Below are 6,581 nucleotides of genomic sequence, written 5' to 3'. Positions count from 1 at the left end.
TTCATTTACTAGATATTAGAGTTAAGGATATTTTTAAAGTTTATTTAGTAAGAATAGTTTCAAGGTATATCATAAGTTTATATGCTTTTTTATCCCCCCTACCCATTGAGTGAAAATTATATTGGTCGGAAACCGGCGGGGGACAATCGTTCACAGTACGAAAAACTTTTCATGAAAAGGGGTCAAATATGAAAATTAATAATTGCTAAGGCAACTATTAATCTATATATATAAAATATGAACATTACAACAGAAATTGGAGGTTATTTTCATGAAAATTGCTTATCCAATCAGAAAAGCTACATTTAAATATATAGAAAGTGAAGTTTATCACCTTGAGGAAAGTAAAAGAGAAATTAGAAATATAAGAGAAGAAATATTAAACCCTTATAAGCCTAAAAATATAAACTCTTTTAAATCAAAATCAAAATACGTACATACTAGCATAACTGAAATTCAAGCTACATTACTGTTATCTAATAAGTTGCTCAATAACTTAGAAAACAATGTTAATGCTATAGAAAAAGTATATAGTAGGCTAGCTGAAGATAGAAAAAAGGTAATTGACTTAAAATATTTTAATAAAGATAGTAAGCTTAAATTAGAACAAATAGCCGATATGTGTTTCATGCATAGGAACACAGTATCGACTATTAAACAGAATTTCATTAAAGCAATTGCAATAGAATTAGGTATTATATAAAGTGTTTATGACTTTAATAAAGGAAGTATAGGGAATATAAACGAAAAGACCAATTTAGAGAAGTATCATGTTTGGAAAACTTAAATTTAATAGAAAAAAAGAAATGCATGAAAAGAAGTTGAGTAAAGAATTAAGTGATAAATATATAAAGGATATAAGTATAAAATATAATTTCAAATTCACACTTGTTACAAGAGTATTCAGCTAATTTAAGAGTTTTACATCAAAAAATTCAATTTTATTTAAAGACAATTCTATTATAATTTCCCCAAAATTTCCCCAAATAAAAATAAAACGCTTTAATACCAGCGTTTTATTGCATATTAAATCCCCTCGAGAGGAATCGAACCTCTATCTTAAGAACCGGAATCTTACGTGCTATCCATTACACTACGAGGAGTTAATTTGAAAACTTATTTCTGTACTATTTATTCATTTAAAAGTACAATTTATATGTATGTTTATAGTGTACAAAATATTTTTTGTTTGAGTCAAATGTTCGAGAAAAGGACAGGTTAAATTTTTGACCATTTTTGACTTTTAATGTAAAATACAATGTAACAGTTAATTATGAGGAGGAAATATAAATGAATTTAATTCCTACAGTTATTGAAACAACAAATCGCGGTGAACGCGCATATGATATTTATTCTAGATTATTAAAAGACCGTATCATCATGTTAGGTTCAGCTATTGATGATAACGTAGCAAACTCAATTGTATCACAATTATTATTCTTACAAGCTCAAGATTCTGAAAAAGATATTTACCTATATATTAATTCTCCAGGTGGTAGTGTCACAGCTGGTTTTGCAATCTATGATACGATTCAACACATTAAACCAGACGTACAAACTATTTGTATCGGTATGGCTGCGTCAATGGGTTCATTCTTATTAGCTGCTGGTGCGAAAGGTAAACGTTATGCATTACCAAATGCTGAAGTAATGATTCACCAACCATTAGGTGGTGCTCAAGGTCAAGCTACTGAAATTGAAATTGCTGCTAATCACATTCTGAAAACACGTGAAAAATTAAATAGAATTTTAGCAGAACGTACTGGTCAAAGTATTGAAAAAATCCAACAAGATACAGATCGTGATAATTTCTTAACAGCTGACGAAGCTAAAGAATACGGTTTAATTGATGGAGTTATGCAACCAGAAGATTAATCATTAAAGATTGAATAGAGGTTAGGGGTATAGATCCCAAGATAATAGCGTAGAGATGATTCAATTATGAATCATCCCTACGTTTTTCTTTTTATCAATATTTTGTATTGTATAGCTCGCATTTCCCGGGGGAGCGGAACAGAAATATAGGGCGCGGGACAGAAATATAGGGAGTGGGACAGAAATCTAATGTAATTTCAAAGATTTCGTCGTCCCACCCCGGCAAGGTTGGCTAGAAATGAAGAAAGTGAGGATTGAACGCGTCTTCATTTCAGACAACTACTGCCAAGTTTCAAAGATTTCGTAGTTCCGCCCCGGCAAGGTTGACTAGAAATAAAGAAAGTGAGGATCGAACGTCTCTTTATTTCAGACAACTACTGTCATAACTAAAGGCTGAACCATTTTTTATATTAATGGCTCAGCCTCTTTATTTTTTATTATTTTCTCGAAGTGTGCTTTAAAAACAATTGTATTGAAATAGCGAGTAACAGAATGCCTACAATAATAAAAGTAATAGCCATGATTTTGATTGTTACATTATTTTCAAAAGCAAAGATACCATTTAGAACAAGGCATAGGCTTGCAATCATAAGTAATATATAAGTTAATTTGGAATCGTTCATAATTAGAACCTCTAGTCTTATTCTTTAATTAAATCTTCAAGAGCAAGTTTTAAATTAGGATATCTAAAGTTAAAGCCTAATGCATCGAGTTTGTTAGGTAATACTTTTTGAGTATCTAACACAACGGTAGACATTTCTCCTAGAACGGCTCTCATTGCAAGTGATGGCGCCCATGTTTCATGAGGCTTATGCATTACGCGAGCAAGAGTATAACCAAATAGATTTTGACGTTCAGGTAAAGGGGAAGCCATATTAAAAGGTCCACGTGCTGCTTGGTTATCAATGGTGAACAAAATAGCTTGTACAAGATCATCTATATGAATCCAAGAATACCATTGAGAACCTGAACCTAATTTTCCGCCTACAAAGAATTTATAAGGCAACTTCATAGTTTGTAACGCGCCACCGTCATCAGATAAAATCATACTAAATCTTCCCAAAACCACACGTGTTCCAAAATCTTCAAAACGTTTAGCAAAACGTTCCCATTGATATACGACCTCCGATAAGAAATCAAATGGGAGTGTTTGGTATTTTTCGGTATAGGTATGATGAAGACTAGGAGGATAATAACCCATAGCACTTGCATTAAAAAGTACTTCAGGTTTATGTTGACGTTCAGCAAACAAGTTGACTAAAGCTTGTGTTGACTCAATACGACTCTTCATAATTAATTGTTTATATGAAGGCGTCCAACGTTTATTTAATGTTGCACCTGCTAAATTAATAACGATATCTACATCAGGAACTTGGCCTTCCCAACCCTCTTTTGACCAATTTATATAAGAGATTTTTGGTTCGTCACTTTGTTTATCACTACGCGTTAAAATAATAATATGCGCATCTCGTTTTTTTATTTCATTTACTAAATGGCTACCTACCATGCCTGTTCCACCAGTAATTAAATATTTTTTCATCTTTACACCTCTTTGTATTTAGTAAATTAAAGAAATACTGTGCGATAGTTTAGACTAGTTCTTGTTGTTCAAAAAATGTCCAACGTTTAGTCAATAATATGTCAATTCCTGAGCTGTTAACCGGATTAAAATTTATGAGATTTAAGTTATAATAAGGATGTACCTTCGCTATAGTTATACTAATAACTCTTAACTAACATGAGTATACCCCATAAAATACGTAAACGAAGGTCAATTTTGACTCCCTTTAGTAGTAGCCCATGCGAGCATCGTATGGGCTTTTTATATATCTATTATAATACTAATTTGAAGTAGATTAAGAGTAATATGATTGTAGGAATGAAAATTATTAGAATTAATATTAAATCAAATTTAAAAGTATGTTGATCATCGTTATTATCATTGTATAACATCATTTCTTTCAATTTACTTTGCGGTATTTTTTCATCTTCAGTTATTTTTTCTGATATATTTTTTGGCATCTATATCACACTCTCAAAATTAGGATAAAATATATTAAGATAATTAGTGTTTGTAGTTACTTATGATGTTATCATATATAAGTAATTATATAGTAATTTCATCTTACCCCTAAACCTTTTAATATTATTTTTAAGAGATTTACTGTAAAATAGTATGCTACATTCAAGGGACCATAAAAATGAATATCTAAAAGTGAGGTAGCTTATGTCTAAAAAAAATAGAAATAGAGAAGAGTATGAAGATCAAGATAAGAAAAAAATGAGTGGTATGTCTAAAATAGTTAGTACGATAATTGTACTTCTTCTACTTGTGGGATTAGCTTTTGCCATTTTTTCATTTGTAGATCATTCTAATAGATCAAGCGAACGGTTAAACAAACAAACGACTGAAGAACATAAAGATAAAAAAGATAATGAAAAGAAAGATAAAGAAGACAAAAAAACAAAAGAAGATAAAACTAAGGAAAATAGTGGAGAAAGCATTACTACCCAAGAAAGCGTGACAAGACAACAAACACCTCAAACTGAACAACGTCAAACGCAACAACGAACACCGTCAACTCAAGAAAAAGCTACTAAACAATCATCACAACAACCTCAACGTACAAAACAACCATCAACGGAAGAAAAGGCTACTACTCAAGAAAAAACAACTAAAGAAGCTAAAACAAGCGAAAAACGTACGCAAGAACAAGCAACAGAAGAAAAAGATGATAATAATAGTAGTAACAAGGGAAATCAAAGCTCTCAAGGTTCGCAAAGCAATCAAAGTAATAACTCACAAGCAACGCCTAAAGCTACTAATAACAATAATAGTAGTTCTAATGAAAGACAGTCATCACAAAGGACTCAATCGACTCAACAAAAGAACACACAACAAACACAACAATCTCAACAAAGATCTACGACATCCTCAACACAACAGTCATCTCAAAATAAAGCTTCAAACAATAGTTCAACACAATCACAAAATGGTAGCTCAAATCAATAATGGAATACTAAAACATTAAAGAAAAGACCTAGTTTATACGCTGTCGCGTAAACTAGGTCTTTTACATTTATTCATTAGAATAACCAGTTAAGTAAAAAAGTTAAGATGATAGAAAGTAAAATTGAAATAAATATAGAAGAAAAGCAACCGAATGGACAACCACAACCATATTGATATCTCATAGAATAATTTCTATTTCTTGAATCTTCAGGATGATTAAAATAGCGATCATCTTTATATCTTTGATCGGAGGGGTCAATTACTTCGACATCTTTATTATCTTCATGAGCCATCTTTTCAACCTCCCAATATTATTTGTATTTACTTTTATACCCAGATTCGAAAAACTTAAAATTTTAAAAAAGCATAATACCTTACTTTTAAGGGTAATATTCTAAAATAAGAAGTTTTTAACACTGGCAGGCAATCTTATAACAGGTGAATTATAATGTAAAAGAAAAAAGTGACAGATAATTTTAAATATTAGAGTTTTTCTCTTGCAATTTCATTAACACAATAGTACTATTGCAAGTGTAAAGAGGTTGGAATTTGTCCCATCCGGGACATTTTAAGTCGAACCAACTTAAGCCCAGTTTTAAACTATTGGTTACCTTTTAGATATAAAGGAGGAAGGTAGTAGTGAAAGACTTGATTAAAATTCAACAAAAGCTGATACCGGATTTAATAGAGAAAATGTATCGACGCTTTTCTATCTTGACTACTATCTCAAATAACCAACCAGTAGGTAGAAGAAGTTTAAGTGAACATATGGATATTACAGAGCGGATTTTAAGATCTGAAACAGACATATTGAAAAAGCAGAATCTTATACAAGTTAAATCAACGGGTATGGAGATTACTGAATCAGGTATTGAAGTTTTAAACCAACTTAATGATTATTTCAATATGTATACCGATGATAATCAACTTTCTGAAGAAATTAAAACCGTGTTTAATATTAAAGAAGTTCATGTCATACCTGGGGATGCAGATATACAAGAAAATGTTAAATCCGAAATGGGAAGACAAGCTGGGCAACTACTCGAAAGCATCCTTTATGAAGATGCGATTGTATCTGTTACAGGTGGCTCGACAATGGCTAATGTTAGCCGAGCAATGCATTTATTACCTTTTAATGTGTTTTTTGTTCCGGCACGAGGTGGCTTGGGCGAGAACGTTGTGCATCAAGCAAATACAATTTCGGCTAGCATGGCTCAACAAACTGGTGGTTATTATACAACACTATATGTACCAGATAATGTAAGTGAATCAACATATAATACATTGTTGATGGAACCTTCTGTAGCACATACTTTAGATAAAATTAAACAAGCAAATATAACGATTCACGGTATCGGTGATGCGCTGAAGATGGCACGTCGTAGACAATCATCTGATGAGGTGTTTGAGAAACTTCAACATCACCAAGCCGTAGCAGAAGCTTTCGGTTATTATTTTGACGCTCAAGGTAATGTAGTCTATAAAGTTAAGACGATTGGCTTACAACTTGAGGATTTAGAAACTAAGAAGTTTATATTCGCTGTTGCCGGTGGACAATCTAAAGGAGAGGCAATAAAAGCTTATCTGAACATTGCACCTAAAAACACGGTATTAATTACCGATGAAGCAGCAGCAAAAACAATATTAAATAAGTAATAAAAAGTTAATAGCTTTTTAAATATCATTTTAAAGG

General features: G+C 31.7%; 7 protein-coding genes and 1 tRNA gene. 4 read left to right on the top strand and 4 right to left on the bottom strand.

Features of this window, described 5'->3' with window-relative positions; all coding sequences use genetic code 11:
* The first annotated feature begins 271 nt into the window (after window positions 1-271).
* Window positions 272-703 (top strand): transcriptional regulator, encoded by a 432-nt coding sequence (locus CD147_RS11485; RefSeq protein WP_103167585.1) that lies wholly within the window; start codon window positions 272-274, stop codon window positions 701-703.
* Window positions 704-1,031: 328 nt separating this feature from the next.
* Here the strand turns inward: CD147_RS11485 and CD147_RS11480 are convergent.
* A tRNA-Arg gene (locus tag CD147_RS11480) sits at window positions 1,032-1,103 on the bottom strand.
* Between the two features lie 187 nt (window positions 1,104-1,290).
* On the opposite strand from CD147_RS11480, the gene clpP reads away from it, so the two are divergent.
* A complete protein-coding gene (gene clpP / locus CD147_RS11475) occupies window positions 1,291-1,875 on the top strand; it encodes an ATP-dependent Clp endopeptidase proteolytic subunit ClpP (protein ID WP_103167584.1) in 585 nt (194 codons plus the stop codon).
* A gap of 640 nt (window positions 1,876-2,515) precedes the next feature.
* Here clpP and CD147_RS11465 read toward each other — a convergent pair.
* On the bottom strand, window positions 2,516-3,415 hold the full coding sequence (locus CD147_RS11465; RefSeq protein ID WP_103167582.1) for a TIGR01777 family oxidoreductase: 900 nt from the start codon (window positions 3,413-3,415) through the stop codon (window positions 2,516-2,518).
* Window positions 3,416-3,708: 293 nt separating this feature from the next.
* The gene (locus CD147_RS11460; RefSeq protein WP_103167581.1) at window positions 3,709-3,897 is read right to left on the bottom strand and encodes a hypothetical protein; all 189 of its coding nucleotides are present in this window, start codon (window positions 3,895-3,897) and stop codon (window positions 3,709-3,711) included.
* A gap of 205 nt (window positions 3,898-4,102) precedes the next feature.
* Here CD147_RS11460 and CD147_RS11455 point away from each other — a divergent pair, with 205 nt between their 5' ends.
* Window positions 4,103-4,888: a DUF4887 domain-containing protein gene (locus CD147_RS11455; RefSeq protein WP_103167580.1), complete on the top strand. Its 786-nt coding sequence runs from the start codon at window positions 4,103-4,105 to the stop codon at window positions 4,886-4,888.
* Window positions 4,889-4,962: 74 nt separating this feature from the next.
* Here the strand turns inward: CD147_RS11455 and CD147_RS11450 are convergent, their stop codons facing one another.
* Complete coding sequence (locus tag CD147_RS11450) at window positions 4,963-5,181, bottom strand: hypothetical protein (RefSeq protein WP_103167579.1); 219 nt, start codon at window positions 5,179-5,181, stop codon at window positions 4,963-4,965.
* A 346-nt stretch (window positions 5,182-5,527) separates the two neighbouring features.
* Here CD147_RS11450 and CD147_RS11445 point away from each other — a divergent pair, with 346 nt between their 5' ends.
* Window positions 5,528-6,544, top strand: a complete 1,017-nt coding sequence (locus tag CD147_RS11445) for a sugar-binding transcriptional regulator (RefSeq protein ID WP_103167578.1) — start codon at window positions 5,528-5,530, stop codon at window positions 6,542-6,544.
* Window positions 6,545-6,581 lie beyond the last annotated feature (37 nt).

Origin of the sequence: Staphylococcus devriesei (assembly GCF_002902625.1) — a bacterium.
Lineage (GTDB): Bacteria > Bacillota > Bacilli > Staphylococcales > Staphylococcaceae > Staphylococcus > Staphylococcus devriesei.
This window is presented reverse-complemented; position numbering and strand designations above follow the sequence as displayed.

What these genes read in the sequence shown, in the direction of transcription:
- CD147_RS11465 (WP_103167582.1), bottom strand. Translation starts at nt 3,415, where the DNA reads ATGAAAAAATATTTAATTACTGGTGGAACAGGCATGGTAGGTAGCCAT.
- CD147_RS11485 (WP_103167585.1), top strand. Translation starts at nt 272, where the DNA reads ATGAAAATTGCTTATCCAATCAGAAAAGCTACATTTAAATATATAGAA.
- CD147_RS11450 (WP_103167579.1), bottom strand. Translation starts at nt 5,181, where the DNA reads ATGGCTCATGAAGATAATAAAGATGTCGAAGTAATTGACCCCTCCGAT.
- CD147_RS11455 (WP_103167580.1), top strand. Translation starts at nt 4,103, where the DNA reads ATGTCTAAAAAAAATAGAAATAGAGAAGAGTATGAAGATCAAGATAAG.
- clpP (WP_103167584.1), top strand. Translation starts at nt 1,291, where the DNA reads ATGAATTTAATTCCTACAGTTATTGAAACAACAAATCGCGGTGAACGC.
- CD147_RS11460 (WP_103167581.1), bottom strand. Translation starts at nt 3,897, where the DNA reads ATGCCAAAAAATATATCAGAAAAAATAACTGAAGATGAAAAAATACCG.